16 protein-coding genes are annotated in these 16,325 nt (G+C 74.7%); 6 read left to right on the forward strand and 10 right to left on the reverse strand.

The features are described from left to right. Positions 1 to 162 precede the first annotated feature (162 nt). The 3 genes from LG634_RS22285 (at position 163) to LG634_RS22295 (ending at position 2,600) form a co-directional block, all read left to right on the forward strand. On the forward strand, positions 163 to 825 hold the full coding sequence (locus tag LG634_RS22285; RefSeq protein WP_226735683.1) for a DUF2306 domain-containing protein: 663 nt from the start codon (positions 163 to 165) through the stop codon (positions 823 to 825). 98 nt (positions 826 to 923) lie between these two features. Then, entirely contained in the window at positions 924 to 1,841 is a 918-nt protein-coding gene (locus tag LG634_RS22290) for a MurR/RpiR family transcriptional regulator (protein ID WP_226735684.1), read from the forward strand. 375 nt (positions 1,842 to 2,216) lie between these two features. Continuing rightward, entirely contained in the window at positions 2,217 to 2,600 is a 384-nt protein-coding gene (locus tag LG634_RS22295; protein ID WP_226735685.1) for a hypothetical protein, read from the forward strand. Positions 2,601 to 2,624: 24 nt separating this feature from the next. Here LG634_RS22295 and LG634_RS22300 read toward each other — a convergent pair whose 3' ends face one another. From LG634_RS22300 to LG634_RS22330, 7 genes are all read right to left on the reverse strand, one after another. Further along, positions 2,625 to 3,857 carry a serine hydrolase domain-containing protein gene (locus tag LG634_RS22300; protein ID WP_264203435.1) on the reverse strand — a complete coding sequence of 411 codons (1,233 nt, stop codon included), beginning with the start codon at positions 3,855 to 3,857 and terminating at the stop codon, positions 2,625 to 2,627. Between the two features lie 150 nt (positions 3,858 to 4,007). After that, on the reverse strand, positions 4,008 to 4,202 hold the full coding sequence (locus LG634_RS22305; RefSeq protein ID WP_226735686.1) for a DUF4287 domain-containing protein: 195 nt from the start codon (positions 4,200 to 4,202) through the stop codon (positions 4,008 to 4,010). 65 nt (positions 4,203 to 4,267) lie between these two features. Further along, entirely contained in the window at positions 4,268 to 4,939 is a 672-nt protein-coding gene (locus LG634_RS22310) for a DUF998 domain-containing protein (RefSeq protein ID WP_226735687.1), read from the reverse strand. 128 nt (positions 4,940 to 5,067) lie between these two features. Beyond that, positions 5,068 to 5,733 carry a histidine phosphatase family protein gene (locus tag LG634_RS22315; protein WP_226735688.1) on the reverse strand — a complete coding sequence of 222 codons (666 nt, stop codon included), beginning with the start codon at positions 5,731 to 5,733 and terminating at the stop codon, positions 5,068 to 5,070. Beyond that, positions 5,730 to 8,135 (reverse strand): glycoside hydrolase family 65 protein, encoded by a 2,406-nt coding sequence (locus tag LG634_RS22320; protein ID WP_226735689.1) that lies wholly within the window; start codon positions 8,133 to 8,135, stop codon positions 5,730 to 5,732. The genes LG634_RS22315 and LG634_RS22320 overlap by 4 nt, the downstream gene beginning before the upstream one ends. Further along, the gene (locus LG634_RS22325) at positions 8,132 to 8,875 is read right to left on the reverse strand and encodes a beta-phosphoglucomutase family hydrolase (protein ID WP_226735690.1); all 744 of its coding nucleotides are present in this window, start codon (positions 8,873 to 8,875) and stop codon (positions 8,132 to 8,134) included. Before LG634_RS22325 ends, LG634_RS22320 begins: the two co-directional genes overlap by 4 nt. Positions 8,876 to 8,944: 69 nt before the next feature. After that, positions 8,945 to 9,880: an NADP-dependent oxidoreductase gene (locus LG634_RS22330; RefSeq protein ID WP_226735691.1), complete on the reverse strand. Its 936-nt coding sequence runs from the start codon at positions 9,878 to 9,880 to the stop codon at positions 8,945 to 8,947. Positions 9,881 to 10,052: 172 nt separating this feature from the next. On the opposite strand from LG634_RS22330, the gene LG634_RS22335 reads away from it, so the two are divergent. The 3 genes from LG634_RS22335 to LG634_RS22345 all read left to right on the forward strand — a co-directional run bounded on the left by LG634_RS22335 (position 10,053) and on the right by LG634_RS22345 (position 13,323). Beyond that, positions 10,053 to 10,688, forward strand: coding sequence for a TetR/AcrR family transcriptional regulator (locus LG634_RS22335; protein WP_226735692.1), 636 nt, complete (start codon positions 10,053 to 10,055; stop codon positions 10,686 to 10,688). Between the two features lie 87 nt (positions 10,689 to 10,775). Continuing rightward, the gene (locus LG634_RS22340; protein WP_226735693.1) at positions 10,776 to 11,825 is read left to right on the forward strand and encodes an FUSC family protein; all 1,050 of its coding nucleotides are present in this window, start codon (positions 10,776 to 10,778) and stop codon (positions 11,823 to 11,825) included. A gap of 91 nt (positions 11,826 to 11,916) precedes the next feature. Next, positions 11,917 to 13,323, forward strand: coding sequence for an MFS transporter (locus LG634_RS22345; protein ID WP_226735694.1), 1,407 nt, complete (start codon positions 11,917 to 11,919; stop codon positions 13,321 to 13,323). Positions 13,324 to 13,414: 91 nt separating this feature from the next. Here LG634_RS22345 and LG634_RS22350 read toward each other — a convergent pair whose 3' ends face one another. The 3 genes from LG634_RS22350 to LG634_RS22360 all read right to left on the reverse strand — a co-directional run bounded on the left by LG634_RS22350 (position 13,415) and on the right by LG634_RS22360 (position 15,925). Next, positions 13,415 to 14,170 carry a lysoplasmalogenase family protein gene (locus LG634_RS22350; protein ID WP_226735695.1) on the reverse strand — a complete coding sequence of 252 codons (756 nt, stop codon included), beginning with the start codon at positions 14,168 to 14,170 and terminating at the stop codon, positions 13,415 to 13,417. 180 nt (positions 14,171 to 14,350) lie between these two features. Continuing rightward, complete coding sequence (locus LG634_RS22355) at positions 14,351 to 15,058, reverse strand: response regulator transcription factor (RefSeq protein ID WP_226735696.1); 708 nt, start codon at positions 15,056 to 15,058, stop codon at positions 14,351 to 14,353. A gap of 72 nt (positions 15,059 to 15,130) precedes the next feature. After that, positions 15,131 to 15,925 (reverse strand): CAP domain-containing protein, encoded by a 795-nt coding sequence (locus LG634_RS22360; protein WP_226735697.1) that lies wholly within the window; start codon positions 15,923 to 15,925, stop codon positions 15,131 to 15,133. Between the last annotated feature and the right edge of the window lie 400 nt (positions 15,926 to 16,325).

The raw sequence follows: 16,325 nt of genomic DNA on the forward strand, positions 1-16,325 counted from the left end.
GCGGGCGGGCCCCGGCCGGTCGTCCGCACGCTAGCCGCGGCCGCGGGGGCGGCGCATCGTCCCAGGGGGGTACACCGGCGACCGCCTACCCCCGGGGTACCGGCCGGGGATGCCCCCGTCGGGGGCCGCTTCCGAGGACCCGTTCTTCCTAGCGTGGCGGCCATGAACCCGACTTCCGAACCGCCCGCCGGCGAACTCCGGCGCGGCTCCCTCCTGTTGCGCCGGGCGGGCTGGCTGGTGACCACCCTGCTCGGCGCCCTGGTCGCGCTGCTGAGCGCCCGGTACTTCACCCTGGACCCCGAGGTGTTCCTGGAGGACCAACGGGCCGTCTACGCCGCCCGTCTGACGCCGCTGGTCCTCCACATCGGCGGCGGGACGGCCGCCCTGCTGCTGGGGCCGTGGCAGTTCGTGGTCCGGTTGCGGGCCGCCCGGCCCGCGCTGCACCGGTTCCTCGGCCGGGCCTACCTGGTCAGCGTGGTTGCGACCGCAACGGGTGGGCTGGTGCTGGTGCCGCAGGCCCTGGTGCCGCCGATCGCGCCGATCGGCTTCGCGTGCCTCGACGTCCTGCTCGTCGCGACCACGGCCGCCGCCCTCCACACGGCACGCCGCCGGATGTTCGAACGGCACCGGGTCTGGATGGTCCGGTCGTACGCGCTGATCCTGGCGGCCGTGACGCTGCGGGTCTGGCTGGTCGGGTGCGAGGCCCTCGGCATCCCGTTCGACCTGGCGTACGCATCCGCCGCCTGGACCTGCTGGCTGATCAATCTGCTGGTCGCGGAACTTGCGCTCGCGAACGGCCCGGCCGGCCGCCGGGCGGCCGGCTGAGCCGCGGGCGGCCGCGGGAACCCGACGGTGGTCGTGGCCGTTCGAGTACAGGGCGTGAGCTATGTTGGAGCGAGAGTGACATGAGAGGGAGGCTTCCGGTGTCATCGGGGCAGCAGGCACGCGCTCAGGCAGCTGCCATCACGCCGGGCGGGCAGGCGCAGGACCACGAGCGCGCGCCGGGCGACCGGGTGCGCGCGCTGTTCGACGGCCGGCGGCTGTCGCCGGGGCAGCGGCGGATCGCCCAGTACCTGATCGACCACCTCACCGAGGCCGCGTTCCTCTCGATCACCGAACTCGCGGAGCGGGTCGGTGTCAGCCAGCCGTCCGTGACCCGGTTCGCGGTCTCCCTCGGCTTCAGCGGCTACCCGGCGCTGCGGGACGTGCTCCAGCCGATCGCGCTGAGCGCGGTCGCCGGTGCGCCGGCCGGCCGCGGGCAGGCCTGGCAGAACGAGCTCCAGGCGGCCGTGGACGCGGAGATCGAGAGCCTGCAGAACGTCCGGCGGCTGCTCGCGGACACCGACCAGGTGCTGGACATCGGCCGGGAGCTGGCCCGGTCGGTGCCGCTGACCGTGCTCGGGCTGCGGATCTCGGTCTCGCTCGCGGAGTACTTCGCGTACGCGGCCCGGCGGATCCACCCCGACGTGCGGCTGGTGACGGCCGGCGGCACCGTCGCGTACGACACGCTGCTGCAGTCCCGCGCGGCGGGCGGCACGTGGGTGCTGGCCTACTCGATGCCCCGGCACGCGAAGGAGACCCTGGGTGCGCTGCGGGCGGCCCGCAGTGCGGGGCTGCGCGTCGCGCTGATCACGGACACCACGCTGGGGCCGCTGGTCGACGAGGCGGACGTGGTGCTGACCGCCGGCACCGGGCCGCGGCTCGTGTTCGACTCGTACGCGGCACCGGGCATGCTGTCGGCCGCGCTGCTCCAGGCGATGGCCGACGCGGAGCCCGAGCGGACCCAGGAGCGGCTGGAGAGCTACGAGCAGGCAGCCGACCAGCACGGCTTCTTCCTGTAGGTCCGCAGGCCGTCCGGTCCTGCCGGGCCTCGGACCCCAAGGGGTTTTCGCCCCTTTTTCAGACCGTTCCCCCCGCATTCACCTGGGCATTTTCACGCCCGTGGTGAGTATGAAATTTTTCATGCCCTTGTGTACTCGACGGTATATATGTTTACTGGGCCAGCGCCTCGGATCCACCAGACGCCAAGGAGGGCCATCCCCAAGCCCTCCCGGAACAGACACGCGACGGGACACCCCTCCTCCTTGTCCCGCCCCGTGTTCGGTCCCGGCATGCGGATCCGCCGGAACGCGCATGGCGGCCTCGGCCAACCCCTGGGCCGGGGCCGCCACACCTCACGTCTCGATCAGCGTTCGACACCCTCAGAAACGACGAGAATGCAGCAGACCGCTATCACGCTCAGCCCGGACTGGCCCTGCCAGGTCAAGGCCCCCGGCACCCGCGACTGGGAGCGCACCGCAATGCGCTGGCTGCGGGACCTCCTCCCGGCCCGTTACGGCAGTTACCCCACGCTGACCCGCCATCCCGTCCTGCTCGCCCGGCACGCGAAGCTCCAGCTCCAGCACGAGATGCGCACGACGCGCATCGCGCTGGAGACCAGCCGGGCCGAGCTGCCGTCGATGGGCGTGGCCGATTCCGTCATCGAGAACTCGATCCGGATGTACGCCGTGGAACTCCAGCAGCTCCAGCGGCTCGCCCGCAGCGTCCAGCTGATCCAGGACTCCCTCGTCGGCGGCACCGGCCCGGCCCGGCGGCCGTAGCCGGTCGCTGCCGGCCGGCGCCGGTCAGCCGAAGTCGGGGATCGGGTGGCCGGGGGCCAGCTCCTCGGCGATCTGCTGGGTGATCAGGTGGGCCGTGTGGCCGTCGGGGGTGTCGGGGCCCTTGGTGGTGGAGACGGCGATGGCCAGGCGCTTGGCGGGCAGGTAGGCCTGGGAGGCGGTGTAGCCGAAGAACAGCGGGTGCTGGGCGAGCCAGTCGCCCAGGACCAGCACCCCCATCCCGTAGTGGGTCTCCTCGGTGTTCGGGAGGCAGACCGTGGCCGGGCAGGTGGCCGTGGCCCGGCCCAGCCCCACCGTGCCCGGGTCCAGCAGTTCCTCGTACGAGGAGCGCGAGAGCAGTTCGCCCGAGCCGATGCCGGCGGCGCCGCGGGCCAGGTCGCAGATGTCGGTGGTCTGGACGGCGCCGGGTGCGGTGGTCCACGAGGGGTTCCAGAAGCTGGATTCCTCGTACGTGCCGCGCTCGGCGGTGAAGGCGTGCAGGACCGGGCCCGGGATGTCCGGCGTGAAGCTGTTGGCGGTCTCCTTCAGACCGAGCGGGCCCAGCACCTCGCGCTGGAGCAGGACGTCCAGCCGGGTGCCGGTGATCTTCTCCAGGGCGGCGCCGAGGATGACGAAGTTGGCGTGCGAGTAGCTCCAGTTGGTGCCGGGCTTGTAGAGGAGCTTCCTGCCGGTGGAGATGGCGACGAGTTCCTTGGCCGTCCACTGGCGGAACGGGTCCGCGTAGACCTTCCCGGCGAAGCCGGGGCTGGTGACGTAGTCGATGAGGCCGGTGGTGGAGGAGCCGAGCATCCGCAGGGTGATCCGCTTGCCGTGCGGCAGGTCGGGCAGCCAGCGCGAGACGGGGTCGTCGAGGCGGACCTTGCCCTGGTCGACCAGCCGCAACAGGACCGTCCCCATGTAGCTGATCGCGATGTTGCCGTTGCGGAAGTGCATGGCGGGCTCGGCGGGCACGCCCGTCATGGACTCGCCGAGCGCGGCGGTGACGACCTCCCGGCCGTCGACGGTGACCCGCACGATCACGGACTTGAGGTCCATGTCGGCCTGCGCCTGCTCGGCGATCCGCAGGACGTCGAGCGCGGGCCCGCGCTGCGGCGGGCGGGAGCTGACGCAGTGGCTCCCCCGCCCGCCGTCCGGGGCCGCGCTGCCGGCGGCGGTGAACGGCGAGGCGAGGGCGAGGCACGCGGTGAGGGCGGTGACGGCGGCGGTGCGCGGCAGTGACGTCCGGCGGGCTGGTCTCATGCCGGGAGTATCGGCCGCGCCCCGTCGGTCGCCGGGCCGGCGGTGGCCGACCCGCTCGAACATCACCCGTCGGGACCGCGCTCGGGGGCCGGGCGCACGGGCGGGCCGCGGGCGGGCGCCCGCGGCCCGGGGGTTCCGAGCGGCTGCCGGTCAGTTGCCGGCGAGGGTGTGGGCGACCAGGGCGGTCGCGTGGCCGTGGCCGATGCCGAACTCGGACTTGAGCCAGTTGACGAGTTCCATGTGCTTCTTGAGCGGCGAGTTGCGGATGAGCTCCTGCCACTCGGAGATGGGGCGGCCGTACTTCTTCTCGATGGAGGGGAAGTAGCTGGTCGGGGTGCCTGCCATGGGATTCTCCCGGTTCGGTCGGATCGCTGGGATCTCTGGGGTGGGGGCGGGTGCGGTGCGGTGGGTCAGCGGAGCGGGTGGCGCAGGCGTACGGCGACGGCGGTGAGGCAGCCGAGGCCGGCGGCGGCGCCGGCGGTGAAGGCGAGGACGGAGGCGGACGAGGCGGCGAAGCCGGCCAGGACGGCGGCCGGGGTGATCCGGCACGCCAGGGCCCAGCCGCGGTGCCCGGCGGCGGCGAACTCGCGGGCGAGGAGCAGGAAGGCGACGCACAGGGCGAGGAAGCCGGCGCCCGCGCCGAGCATGTGGATCGCGCCGTGGGCGCTCATGGCGGCGGGCGGGCCTTCGGGGGTGCCGGCCGGGTAGCCGGCGCCCGGGTCGGCGCTGAACACGGAGTTGAGGACGAACGAGGCGCCGAGGACGGCGACCAGGCGGGGTGCCCAGGTGCCGGCCGTGGTGCCGGGCAGTGCCTTGCGGATGCCGGCGGCGCCCGCGAGGGTGAGGGCGCCGGTGGCGAGGAACACCACGCGGTGCAGCCACCCGCTGTCTCCGAGACTGAGCTGGCTGAGCGCGTTGCTTGCGAAGTCGAAGCTGTCGTCGGTGAGGCCGAGGGCGAGGCCGGTGGCGAGGAACAGCGGTCCGGCGACCGCGCCGCAGGCGAGCAGGGTGCGGGGGTCCCGCAGGAGGCGGGAGCCGGTCGGAGCGGTGGTGCCGGCGGGGGTGCTGAGCGTGGGGATCATGGTGGTGCCTTCCTTGGTGCAAGTGCCACACAGGTGGACCGGCACGGGCAGGAAAACTGAGCGGTCCCCGAATGTGACGTGCATCACACATCGGGGACCGGGGTGGTGATCGGGTGCTCCGGACTGGCTCAGGCCGGGTCCTCCGGGGGTGCGGAAAGGCCTGAAGGGCCGGGATGCGCGGGCAGCGGCCGGGTGTTCCAGCCGGCGATCACCGGCTCGCCGTGTTCCGTGGAGAGCCGGCTGACGGTTCCGGTCTGGAGCAGGAACAGCCGGCCGTCGGCGGGCGGCAGCCGCAGGTAGCGGGCGGTGAGGACGCGCAGGAAGTGGCCGTGCGCGACAAGGACGGCGTCACCGGGCCGCTCGGCGAGGACCGCCGCCACCCGGGCCAGGACCCGGTCGGCCCGGGCTCCCACCTGCCCGGCGTCCTCGCCCGGGTGGTCGCGGTCGCCCGCCGGCACGCCGTCGCGCCACAGGGTCCAGTCCGGGCGGGTGCGGTGGATTTCGGCGGTGGTGATGCCCTCGTAGCCGCCGTAGTCCCATTCGTGCAGGTCGGGGTCGGTCTCGCCGGCCGGGAGGCCGGCCAGTCGGGCGGTGCTGCGGGCCCGGCTCAGCGGGCTGGTGAGCACCAGGGCGGGGGTCAGCTCGCGGAAGTAGGGGGCGAGGGAGACGGCTTCCTCGACCCCGCGGGGCCCCAGGGGCACGTCGGTCAGCCCGGTGTGCCGCCCGGTCGCGCTCCAGGCCGTCTCGCCGTGCCGCACCAGCAGGACGTCGCCCCGTTCGCCGCCCCCGGTCACGGCCCGTCCTCGCGGTGCGGGGCGCGGCCCTTGGGCTGGCGCGGGGCGGCGGTGTCCGGAGAGGGCGGGATGGTGAGTTCGACCGGTGCGCCGGGGGCGAGGGCGACGTCGGTGTCGTGGTGGAGGACGGTCAGGGGGTCGCCGTCGAGGAGCGTGTAGCGGGCCGCGGCCGGGGTGATGTCGACGCGGAGCCGGCGGGTGCGGACCCGGACGGTGAACGCGAGCCTGGTGAGGGTGGCGGGCAGCCGGGGTGCGAACCGTACGGGCGGCTCCGGCTGCCTGTCCTGCGGGTCGGCGGCCCCGCCGGGGGCGGCGGGCAGGGTGAAGTGCCGGCGCAGTCCGCCGAGGCCCTGGACCAGGGCGATCCAGGTGCCGGCGAGCGAGGCCATGTGGAGGCCGTCGCGGGTGTTGTGCTCGAGGTCGCCGAGGTCCATGAGGGCCGCTTCGCGGGTGTAGTCCCAGGCCAGTTGCAGGTGGCCGGTCTCGGCGGCGAGGACGGCCTGGCAGCAGGCGGACAGGGAGGAGTCGCGGACGGTCAGCGGCTCGTAGTAGGCGAAGTTGCGTGCCTTCTGCTCTGCGGTGAACTCGTCGGGGCAGGCCATCATGGCGAGCACCAGGTCGGCCTGTTTGACGACCTGTTTGCGGTAGAGCTCGAAGTACGGGTAGTGCAGGAGCAGCGGGTAGCGCTCCTCGGGGGTGCCTTCGAAGTCCCACACCTCCTGGTCGGTGAAGCCGGCGGCCTGTTCGTGGACGCCGAGGCGCTCGTTGTAGGGGAGGACGGTCCGGGCGGCGGTGTGGCGCCAGTCCGCGGCTTCGGCGGCGTCGGCGCCGAGTTCGGCGGCCCGGTCGGGGTGGAGGGCCACCGCGTCGGCGGCGGCGAGGAGGTTCTGCCGGGCCATGGCGTTGGTGTACAGGTTGTCGCGGGCCATGGCGCTGTATTCGTCGGGGCCGGTGACCCCGTCGATGTGGAACGCGCCCTCCCGGTCGAAGTGGCCCAGGGAGCGCCACAGCCGGGCGGTGTGCACGAGCAGGTCGAGGCCGGGGCCGCGGTGGAACTCCAGGTCGCCGCTGGAGGCCGCGTAGCGTTCGGCGGCGGCGGCGATGTCCGCGTTGACGTGGAAGGCGATGGTGCCGGCCGGCCAGTAGGCGGAGCATTCGGCGCCGTCGATGGTGCGCCAGGGGAACGCGGCCCCCTTCAGGCCGAGCTGGCGGGCGCGTTCCAGGGCGGTCGTGAGGGTGGCGTGGCGCCAGCGCAGGACGGGGGCGACGGTCTGGGGTGCGGTGTGGGTGAGGACGGGCAGGACGAAGGACTCGGTGTCCCAGAAGGCGTGTCCGTCGTAGCCGGTGCCGGTGAGGCCCTTGGCGGGCAGGGCCCGCTGTTCGGCGCGGGCGGCGGCCTGGAAGAGGTGGAAGAGGGCGAAGCGGACGGCCTGCTGGACCTCGTCGTCGCCTTCCACCGTGACGTCGGCGCTCTCCCAGAACTCGTCCAGGCAGCCGCGCTGGGCCGTCACGAGGCCGTCCCAGCCGGTGTTGCGGGCGGCCGCGAGCGCCCCTTCGACCTGGTCGCGGACGCCGGGCAGGGAGCGCTGCCGGGACCAGCCGTGGGCGACGAACTTCACCAGGTCGAGGCGTTCGCCCGGGGTGAGGTCGGCGGTGACGGTGAAGCGGGCGACGTCGGGTTCGCTCTCGGCGGCGCAGCGGGTGCTCGGGGGGCCTTCGACGATGTGGTCGGCGGCGGCCACGACGCGCTGGCGGGTCTGTCCGGTGCAGTGGACGAGCCGGAGCCGGGTGTCGTGGGCGTAGTGCTCCTCGGGCTGCAGCGGGCAGTCGATGACGGCGGCGACGCGCGGGTCGCCGGAGCTGAGGGGCATCTGCTCGTTGGCGACGAGTTCGGACTGCACGGCGACGGTGACCGGGCCGTCGAGGGCTTCGACGGAGTAGGAGATCGCGCCGACGGCCCGCTGGGCCAGGGAGACCAGCCGGTGGGAGGTGACGCGGACGGTCCGGCCGGAGGGGGTGGTCCACTCGGCGGTGCGGCTGAGGACGCCCGTGCGGAAGTCCAGGATCCGTTCGTGCCCGGCGAGTTCGCCGTAGCGGAGGTCGAAGGGGTGGTCGTCGACGAGCAGTCGGATGATCTTGCCGTCGGTGACGTTGATGGTGGTCTGGCCGGACTCCGGGTAGCCGTAGCCTGCTTCGGCGTAGGGCAGCGGGTGGGTCTCGTGGACGCCGTTGAGGTAGGAGCCGGGCAGGCCGTGCGGCTCGCCCTCGTCGAGGTTGCCGCGCCAGCCGAGGTGGCCGTTGGAGAGGGCGAAGACGGATTCGCTCTGGGCGAGGACGCCGAGGTCGAGCGCGGTCTCCCGGAGCTGCCAGGGCTCGATGGCGAAGGCCGTGTGCGTGATCATGAGCGGTCCAGGAGTTCGGCGAGGTCGGTCACGACGGTGTCGGCGCCGTGGTCGCGCAGTTCGGCGGCCTGGCCGGTGCGGTCGACGCCGACGACGAACCCGAAGCCGCCGGCCCGGCCGGCGGCGACCCCGGCGAGGGCGTCCTCGAAGACGGCGGCCTCGCCGGGTGGTACGCCGAACAGGCGGGCCGCGGCGAGGTAGCTGTCGGGGGCGGGTTTGCCGGGGAGGTGCTGCTCGGCGAGGGTGATGCCGTCGACGCGCTGCTCGAAGAGGTCCTCGATGCCGGCGGCGACCAGGACCTCGCGGCAGTTGGCGCTGGAGGAGACGACGGCCCGGTGCAGGCCCGCGTCGCGCACGGCCCGTACGTAGGCCACGGACCCTTCGTACGCCTCGACGCCCTGCTCGCGCAGGACGTGGACGACGAGGTCGTTCTTGCGGGTGCCGAGGCCGTGGACGGTCTCCCGGTCGGGGCCGTCGCCGGGGTCCCCCTCGGGGACGGTGATGCCGCGGGCGGCGAGGAAGGTGCGGACCCCGTCTTCGCGGGGGCGCCCGTCGACGTACGCGTCGTAGTCGTGGACGGGGTCGAAGGGGACGAAGGGGGTGCCGTCGCGGTCGGCCCGCTGCCGGAGGTAGGCGTCGAACATCTGCTTCCACGCGGCCGCGTGCACCTTCGCGGTCCGGGTGAGCACACCGTCGAGGTCGAACAGGCAGGTGCGGACGTGGTCCGGGAGTCCCAGCATGCGGCCGAGGCTACGACGGGGGCGGCCGCGGTGCGCGGGCGGCGGCGCCGCGCCCGCGCCCGGGTGTGGTCAGGGGCGGACGCCGATGACCGTCTTGCCGCGGGCGCCGCCGCGCTCGACCTTCTGCAGGGCGGCCGGGGTTTCGTCGAGGGGGAAGACCTTCTCGACGAGGGGCCGCAGGCGGCCGGACTCGGCCAGGGCGGCGAGGGCGGTCAGCTGCTCGCCGTGCGGGCGCATGAGGAAGCTGCGGACGTCGACGTTCCACTGCTCCTTCTTGGCCTCGGCGTCCGGGACGGGGACGATCGACACCAGGCTGCCGCCGGGCTTGAGGACGCTCAGGGAGCGCTCCTGGGTGTCGCCGCCGATGGTGTCGAGGACGACGTCGATGCCGGAGAGGACCTCGTCGAACTTCTCGCTGCGGTAGTCGATGACGCGGTCGGCGCCCAGGGAGCGGACGAGTTCGGTGCTGCCGGTGCTCGCGGTGGCGGTGACCTCGGCGCCGAGCTGCTTGGCGATCTGGACGGCGGCCGATCCGACGCCGCCGGCGGCGCCGTGGACCAGTACCCGGCTGCCGGCGCGTACGTCGGACTGCTCGGTCAGGGCCTGCCAGGCGGTGAGGGCGACCAGGGGCAGGGAGGCGGCCTCCTCGAAGGTGAGGTTGGCGGGCTTGGCCGCGACCAGGGACTCGTCGACGGCCACGTACTCGGCGAAGCCGCCGCCCACCCGCGGGTCGACCCGGGTGAAGACCTCGTCCCCGGCGGCGAACCGGGTGACCTCGGCGCCGGCCTCGGTGACCACGCCGGCCACCTCACTGCCGATGACGACGGGCCCTGCGAGCGCGCCGGCGGCCATGAAGCCCTTGACGATCAGGTGGTCCACCGGGTTGACGCCCGCCGCGCGGACCTCGATGAGGACGTCCCGGGGGCCGACGGCGGGCGCGGGCACGTCGGTGACCTGCACGACGTCGCCGACCTGGCCGTACTGGTGGATGACTGCTGCCTTCACGGTGAACTCCTTGATCACGTCGGTGCCGAGCCGTCCTGGTGACGGGCGGGGCCGTTGGTACCGGGCCCCGTCGGGGGTAGTTCCGGACCGCTCGTTCCATAACTTAGCCGGTTCTGGAACGATCGGTCAAGCAATGCTGCTTCCGGCCCCGTCCTTCGCTACCGTGGGGTGCATGGCGAGACCACGCACATTCGACGAAGAGGCGGTCCTGAACCGGGCCATGCTCCTGTTCTGGCGCAAGGGGTACGAGGCCACCGCCATGAGCGACCTGGTGGAGGAGCTGGGGCTGGGCCGCGGTTCGATCTACGCGGCGTTCGGGGACAAGCACCAGCTGTTCCTGCGGGCGCTCGGCCGCTACCTGGACCACCAGACGCAGCTGCTGACGACGGCGCTCGACGAGGAGGGACCGGTCCTCCCCCGGCTGCGCGACGTCCTCGACCGGCTGCTCGCCGCCGACGCGGCCTGCGGCAACGCCGGCTGCTTCAGCGTGAACAGCATCGCGGAGCTGCTGCCGCACGACACGGAGGTCGGCGAGCTGGCCCGGCGCAGCACGGCGAGCGCCGAGGAGGCGTTCACCGCGCAGCTGGAGCGGGCCGCGCGCGACGGCGAGTTGTCCCCCGCGATCACGCCCCGGGACGCCGCCCGGCTGCTGCAGAACCTCGTCCAGGGCATCCAGATCATGCGCAAGGTCGACCCGGACCCGGCGCACGCCGCGTCCTGCCTGGATTCGGCCTTCGCCCTGCTGTCCAGCCCGGCACAGACCGCTGCGGCAGACGGCGGAGCACTCGCCGCGGCGGGCGTTCGGTAGCCGCCACGCCCGCACGCCTGACGCGGTCCGCGGCGCGCGGCGCCCAGACTGCTCTCCGGACGTTCCGCACGGGACGGAAGGGGACTCATGAGCAGTGCCGGCGCCGGGGCGTCGCTCGCGGGCCGCGCCCGGGCCGTGCTGGCCGCGGACGGTCCGGCCGCGGCCAGGATCCTGGTCACCGTGGTGGTGTCGTGGCAGGTGGCGCTCTGGCTGGGGGCGGACCAGCCGCCCGTGTACGCGGCCATCGTGCCGCTCGTGGCGCTGCGCGGGGATCCCGTCACCGCACTGGCCACATCGGTGCACCGGGTGCTCGGCGTGGTCGCGGGCGTCCTCATCGGCATCGCCGTCCTCAGCGTGCTCCGGCCGTCGACCGCGGTCCTGGCGCTGGTGGTCGGGCTGGGGCTGGCCGTGGGCCTGGTACTGCGGGCCGACGGCGGTCCCAACTCCCAGGTGGCGGTCTCCTCGCTGCTGGTGCTCGCCAGCACCGCGCCCGATGCGTACGCCTTCCACCGGATGTGGGAGACCGGGGCAGGTGCCGTGGTGACGGTCGTGCTGGCGCCCCTGCTCTGGCCGCCCGACCCGCGCCGGATCCTGCCGCACCTGGCCGAGGACTGCCGGGCGCGGCTGGCGCAGGCGCTGACCGGGACGGCGGCGGCCGTGGGCGGCGCTCCCGGCCCGGCCCGGGACAACCTCGCCGTCGTGACCGCCCACGGGGCGGCCGTCACCGCCGCTGCGGCCCGGGCCCGGCAGGCCGAACGCGCGCTGCGGTTCAGTCCCCTGCGCCGGCGGCGCCGGGCCGAGGTACGGCGGATGGTGCGCGCGGTCGGGACCGGCGAGCGCGTCGTTGCGGACGTGACCGCCCTGGCCCGGGAGGCGGTGGCGTTCGCGGGCCGTCCGGACCTCGTCCCGGTGCTCGCGGATGCCCGCCCCTGGGCGGCGGAGCTGGCCGCCGCCACCGCCGGCGCCCTCGACCTCACCCTGTCCGGCGACGATCCCGGCCCCCGGATCGCGGCAGCGCGCGGACTGCTCGCCGCCTACGTGCGGGCGGACGCCCGGCCGGCGGCGGTGGCGCTGCGGCGGCCGTTCCAGCGGATCCTCGACACGCTGGACGAAGCACGTGCGGAGCGGGCGGGCTGACCCACGGCGGCGACCCGGCCGTCCCGCTTCGCCGGGCGGCCGGCGGGCGCGTGCCCGAGCGGGGTCGCCGGGCACGGCATAGCATGCGGTCATGACGCCAGGTGCCCGGGTGCGGGCGGGGGCGGAGGACGGTGCGGGGAGCGGCCTGGGGGCGCTGTTCGCCGTGTGCGCCGGCTATTTCATGGTCATTCTGGACGTGACGGCGGTCAACGTCGCGGTGCCGGTGATCGGGCGGGAGCTGTCGGCGTCGCTGACCGCGGTGCAGTGGGTGACGAACGGGTACACGCTCACGTTCGCCGCGCTGCTGCTGACCGGCGGCGCGCTCGGCGACCGCCTCGGGCACCGGCGGGTGTTCTGCGCCGGGGTGGTGGTCTTCGGGGTGGCGTCGGCGGCCTGCGGGCTGGCGACGGACGTGGTCGTGCTGACCGTGGCCCGGCTGGCGGAGGGGGTAGGGGCCGCGCTGATCGTGCCCGGTTCGCTGGCGCTGCTCCAGCAGGTCTACCGGTCGCCGGCGGAGCGGGCCCGCGCCTTCGGGCTGTGGGGTTCCATGGCCGGGGTGGCCGCCTCCGTCGGGCCGCTGCTGGGCGGCCTGCTGGTGGGCACGGTCGGGTGGCGGTGGGTGTTCTTCGTCAACGTGCCGGTGGGCGTGCTGTGCATCGCGCTGACGCTGCGCCGCGTACCGCCGTCGGTGCGGCAGCCGGGCCGGTCCCTGGACTGGCCCGCGCAGTGCGCGCTCGTGGCCCTGGTGGCTCTGCTGACCACCGCGCTGAACGAGGCCGGGCGGCTGGGCTGGACGGCGCCGCTGGTGCTCGGCGCGGCTGCGCTGTGTCCGGTGGCGGCCGCCCTGTTCGTGCTGCGCGAGCGCCTGGCCCGGTCCCCCGTGCTGCCGCTGCCGCTGCTCGCCTCACGGCCGGTCGCGGGCGGCGCCGCCATCGGCCTGCTGTTCAACTTCGCCTTCTACGGCATGGTCTTCACGGCCAGTCTGTACTTCCAGCACGAGCGGGGGCTGAGTCCGCTGCGGACCGGGCTGGCGCTGTTCCCGGCGGTGGCGATGTCGATGTTCGCCTCGGCGCTGTCGGGGCGCCTGGCCCGCCGTACCGGGCACCGGCCGCTCGTGATCACGGGCATGCTCACGGGCGCGGCGGGCCTGGCCGGCTGGGCGGCGGCCGGGGCGGATCCGGCGTACGCGGTCCTCGTGGTGCCGATGATGTGCGCGGGCTTCGGTACGTCGTTCACGCTGACGGGGGCGACCGCCACGGTGATGTCGGCCGCACCGGACACGCACGCCGGCACCGCGTCCGCGCTGTTCAACACGACCCGCCAGATCGGCAGCGCGGCGGGCGTGGCGCTGGGCGGGTCGCTGCTGGCGTCGGCTGCCGACTTCACCGGCGGGGTGCGGCTGAGCATGGCCGTGGGAGCGGCCGCGTACCTGGTGGCGGCGGCGGTCGCGGTGGCGTGCGTGCCGCGGCCGGGCGGGCGGAGCGGGGGCGGTCCGTAGGACCTGTCGTCGAACTCCTGGCGCCGCCCGCGGGGCCGGCCCCGGGCAGGAGTGTCAGGAGTGTGACGACAGGCGCCGGGAATCCGGCGGGCTACCGGGCCGGCCGGGACTGCGGCTGGGAATGCGTCGACTGGGCGAGGAAGCCTTCGAGCAGGAGCCACTGGGCGGCGTTGTAGGTGGCGAGGACGAAGACCTGGGCGGCGGCCCGGGCCCGCGGGTCCGTGAGCAGGCTGCGGCGCAGCAGGATCGCCGCGTCGGAGACCGCGAACAGCACCGCGCCGGCGGGCAGCCAGGTGCGGGGGTCCGAGGTCGGGCGGACCAGCCGGGCGACGGCGCCCGCGAGCTTCCCGGGCCGCGGGTCCTGGGCGAGGGCCGTGGTGCCGGCGAGGGTGGCGGCGTAGGTGGCCAGGACGGCCGGCACCCGGCTGCGGCCCGGCTCCCGGCGGGCGGCGAGCAGGCCGGCGGCCGCGGTCCAGGCGGCGGCCGGCAGGACGGCGGTGCGCGGGTGCGGGCGGCCGCCGCGGCGGGTGAGGACGGCGCCGTACAGGAGCTGCATGACGCCGAACGCGGCGGCGCCGCGGATGATCTGGTCGTCCTCGTCGGACCGGGACATGTAGTAGTCGCCCACGCCGGCCGCGAGCAGGCCGGCGACGAGCAGCCGCAGGTCGGCGGGGTCGAGTTCGTCGCGGCGGCGGAGCGCCTTGAGGCCGAGCAGGGGGACGGCCACGGGTTTGGTGAGCAGTTGGAGGGTCCTGTTGCCGGTGTGCGCGGCCCAGATCTCGCCTGCCGCGGCGGCGTGGAAGAGCCCTTCCTCCAGAACGCGCCTGACTCCGCCGGTCCGCCTCACTCCGTGCTCCCCTCGGTCGGTGGTGCAGTCGTCGGTCGCGGGCGCAGGCAGCGGCCGGCGGCGCGGGGCCGTGCGGACTGCGGTGTCCGCGCTGCATCCTCACACGGGTGTGCGAGCGGCGGGGGCGGATTCGCCGACACCGTGACGACCCGGCCAGGTGCGGGGCGGCGGGGGCGTGCGTCAGTGCGGGGCGACCAGCTTGATGCCGACGCCGCGTACGGTCCGCAGGTAGCGCGGTGCGGAGGCGCGTTCGCCGAGTTTGCGGCGCAGGGCGGACACATGCACGTCGATGGTCTGGTCCTCGATGTACGCCTCGCGCCACACGTCCGCGAGCAGGCGGCGCCGTGAGACGACCGTGCCGGCGTGCCGGGCCAGGAACGCCAGGAGGTCGAACTCCCGGCGGGTGAGGGCCAGTTCACGGCCCGCCAGGTGCGCGGAGCGGGCCAGCGGGTCCACGGTGAGTTCGCCGACCGTCACGGGGCTCATCGGGTCGGCGGCCCGGGCCTGCCCGGCGGCCGGACCGGGGGCGGCGGTGCGGCGCAGGACGGCCGTGAGCCGGGCGATCAGCTGGGCGCCGGAGAACGGCTTGACGAGGTAGTCGTCGGCGCCGGCGTTCAGCAGCCTGACGATCTCGTTCTCGTCGTCGCGGGCGGTGGCCACGACCACCGGCACGTTCGATATGCCGCGGATCATGCGCAGGGCGTCGCCGCCGTCGAGGTCGGGCAGGCCGAGGTCGAGGACGACGGCGTCCAGCGCGCCCTGGGTGACCTCCCGCAGCGCGCCGAATCCGTCGCCCGTGCTGCGCACCGTGTGGCCGTGCTCCGAGAGGATCTCGATCAGGGAGGCACGGATGCTGGGGTCGTCTTCGACCACGAGTACGCACGGCATGGCGGACACCCTACAGCCGCCCGGCCGGCGGTCCACCGGGGTGCGTATGCGCAGGTGCGGGGCGGTTCGGGGTCAGGCGGGGGTGCCGAAGTTCTGGGTCCACCAGGGGCCGCCGGCGGTGTTCAGGCCGACGCCTATCTCGGTGAAGCGGCAGTTGAGGATGTTCTCGCGGTGGCCGGGGCTGTCCATCCAGGCCGCGACCACGGCGGCGGCGTCCGCCTGGCCCATGGCGATGTTCTCGCCGTAGCCGGACCAGTCGTAGCCGGCCGCCTCGATCCGGTCCTGCGGCTGGGAGCCGTCGGTGCCGGTGTGGGAGAAGTTCCCGGTGGCGGCCATGGTGTCGCTGTAGCCCTGCGCGGCCCGGGCCAGGGCCGCGTCCACCGTCAGGGCGCGGCAGCCGGCGGCGGCGCGCTCGACGTTGACCAGGCGGACGACCTCTGCGGTCTGGCCGCCGGCGGCGGGGCGGGGGGCGGGCTTCCTCGTCGCGGCGGTCCGGACCGGGGTGGGAGCGGGGCGCTTGGTGGAGCGGGACACGACGGTGCGGGTGCGTGAGGGGGGCGGGGCGGCCGTGCGGGTGGCCGTGCGGGGGGCCGTGGCCGTCGGGGTGGCGGATGCGGAGGGGGCCGGCGGGGTGGTGGACGGCGCCGGGGACGTCGGGCCGGCGGTCGCGGAGGTGGTGACGGCGCTCGGTATCGCCGTGTCCCGGGCGACCTGGACCGTCTTCCCGTCCCGGGGTCCGATCAGCTCGACGCCGGCCGCGCAGGCGGCCGCGACGGCCACGACTCCCATGCCGGCGATGGCCGCCTTGGCGCGCAGGGGCCGGGGGGCGCGGTGCGCGGGGCGCCTGCGGGTGGCACGGGGACTCATGGCGGGACCTCCGGGGTGGACGGCTCTGTTCGGGCGGTACCGGAATCTCGGCCGCCGGTTGTCGTGCACCGGATCGTAGGCGGGTGCGTGCGGTCGGGACAGCGGGCCGTTCCCCCCTCCCGGCTCCGCCGTGGGGCGCTCCGGGTTTCCCGAAAGCCCTTCAGGTGGGCGGTGGGGTACCGGTCGTGTGGCGATGGGGGACGTGGGCGGGCGTCTCGGCGGGGGGCGGCCGTGGCGGGGCGTCCGTGCGGAAGGTCACATGCCGGGGGTGGGGCAAATGGGGCGTATGTGGCCCGCCTTGACCGGGCGCTCCTGCCCCGGGGCGCCGGGCCCGCCGGGCCAATTCCAGCCCGTCCGGCGTTTGAGGCGCGGGGGCCCGGGGGCGGAGCCCCCGAAACCC

Origin of the sequence: Streptomyces bambusae, from assembly GCF_020532645.1 — a bacterium.
Lineage (GTDB): Bacteria > Actinomycetota > Actinomycetes > Streptomycetales > Streptomycetaceae > Streptomyces > Streptomyces bambusae.

Bases quoted from the DNA above. Each gene is read 5' to 3' on its own strand.
- LG634_RS22285 (WP_226735683.1), top strand. From the start codon at position 163: ATGAACCCGACTTCCGAACCGCCCGCCGGCGAACTCCGGCGCGGCTCC.
- LG634_RS22295 (WP_226735685.1), top strand. From the start codon at position 2,217: ATGCAGCAGACCGCTATCACGCTCAGCCCGGACTGGCCCTGCCAGGTC.
- LG634_RS22300 (WP_264203435.1), bottom strand. From the start codon at position 3,857: ATGAGACCAGCCCGCCGGACGTCACTGCCGCGCACCGCCGCCGTCACC.
- LG634_RS22305 (WP_226735686.1), bottom strand. From the start codon at position 4,202: ATGGCAGGCACCCCGACCAGCTACTTCCCCTCCATCGAGAAGAAGTAC.
- LG634_RS22310 (WP_226735687.1), bottom strand. From the start codon at position 4,939: ATGATCCCCACGCTCAGCACCCCCGCCGGCACCACCGCTCCGACCGGC.
- LG634_RS22320 (WP_226735689.1), bottom strand. From the start codon at position 8,135: ATGATCACGCACACGGCCTTCGCCATCGAGCCCTGGCAGCTCCGGGAG.
- LG634_RS22325 (WP_226735690.1), bottom strand. From the start codon at position 8,875: ATGCTGGGACTCCCGGACCACGTCCGCACCTGCCTGTTCGACCTCGAC.
- LG634_RS22335 (WP_226735692.1), top strand. From the start codon at position 10,053: ATGGCGAGACCACGCACATTCGACGAAGAGGCGGTCCTGAACCGGGCC.
- LG634_RS22340 (WP_226735693.1), top strand. From the start codon at position 10,776: ATGAGCAGTGCCGGCGCCGGGGCGTCGCTCGCGGGCCGCGCCCGGGCC.
- LG634_RS22345 (WP_226735694.1), top strand. From the start codon at position 11,917: ATGACGCCAGGTGCCCGGGTGCGGGCGGGGGCGGAGGACGGTGCGGGG.
- LG634_RS22355 (WP_226735696.1), bottom strand. From the start codon at position 15,058: ATGCCGTGCGTACTCGTGGTCGAAGACGACCCCAGCATCCGTGCCTCC.
- LG634_RS22360 (WP_226735697.1), bottom strand. From the start codon at position 15,925: ATGAGTCCCCGTGCCACCCGCAGGCGCCCCGCGCACCGCGCCCCCCGG.